Source organism: Marinobacter sp. ST-43 (assembly GCF_030541085.1).
Lineage (GTDB): Bacteria > Pseudomonadota > Gammaproteobacteria > Pseudomonadales > Oleiphilaceae > Marinobacter > Marinobacter nauticus.
Genome location: NZ_JASSVO010000058.1, coordinates 1 through 1268 on the forward strand (window position 1 = coordinate 1; position 1268 = coordinate 1268).

Here is a 1268-nt window from a genome sequence, read left to right on the forward strand (position 1 = left end):
GGTTGCCGGGACCGGCATTGTCCGCAATGCCAGAGTCGGGCTAGCCAACAGTGGTGTGAGCGCCAGCGTCGATCGCTACTGCCGGTACCCTACTTCCACCTGGTGTTCACCGTGCCCCACGCCCTGAATGGCTGGGTTCAGGTGCACCCGGAAGTGGTTTACCGTCGCCTGTTTGAGTCAGTTTGGAATACGCTCAGTCAGTTTGGCCATAAAACCAAACACTTGCAGGGTGAGTTGGGCATGACAGCCGTGCTCCATACCTGGGGGCAGAATCTGAGTCGCCACGTTCACGTGCATTGCCTGATTCCGGGCGGGGTGCTCACAGAGGCCGGAGAATGGCATGAGGCTAAACATCAATATCTGTTCCCCGTCAGGGCCTTGTCCCGCCGCTTTCGCGGCCGCATGGTATCGTCCCTCAGACGATCGGTCAGAACCGGCGAATTGCACAGACTCACGGAGCCTCAAGCCATCGACGACGTACTCAAAAAAGTGATGCAGCAGGATTGGGTGGTTTACGCCCGCCCTTGTCTGAATCAGGCGGAGACGGTGGTGGATTACCTGGCTCGCTACACCCACCGCATTGCTATCAGTAACGGTCGTTTGTTGTCGCAGGACGGCGGCAGAATCATGATCCGCTATGTGGACTACCGGGAAGGAGGGCGCCAGAAGAGCCTGCAACTGGAAGGGGCGGAATTTGTTCGACGGTTCCTCATGCATATCCTGCCCAAGGGCTTTATGCGGATTCGTCACTTTGGTTATCTGAGTAACCGAACCCGACGTCGCAAGCTGACGGCCATTCGTCAGGCCCTTCAAAAGCCACCCGAGGTCGATGTTGAAGTCAAGAATGGCTCGGAGTCCCAACGCAGCTGGCCGTGCCCTCGATGCGAGGACGGTGTGGTTCATATGGTTCGGCAGATTCCCCGGTTTAAAACCGTGGGTAGAGTGACGGGTTAGCCGCTTTCCCTGGCGGCTTCCCGTGGGCGCTACAGTTCCTGAGGAGCTGGGTTGTGACTCGGGCTGAGGCTGGCAATGAAAGAAACAGAGGGGTAGGCTGATCCAAATCACCCAGGGATGAGGCATTTTATGGGGACCATCAGGACGATACGCACTTCCGCAGAGTACCTTTGCGGGCCTGAACCGCCATCCCGGTATCCGTTCAAAATTTACTTTACCCTTATACATTGTGTGCTGGCATTAGTGGCAGCGGCTTAGTCCAACCCACATTTAAAGGCCATGCTGCGCACGACCATTAAATGCTTCAGTGTTAT

Annotated in this window: 1 protein-coding gene; it reads left to right on the forward strand. The window is 56.5% G+C overall.

All coding sequences use genetic code 11. The features are described 5' to 3' along the window. On the forward strand, positions 1-954 hold a 954-nt coding region (locus tag QPL98_RS19425; protein WP_303293871.1), incomplete at its 5' end, for an IS91 family transposase. Positions 955-1268 lie beyond the last annotated feature (314 nt).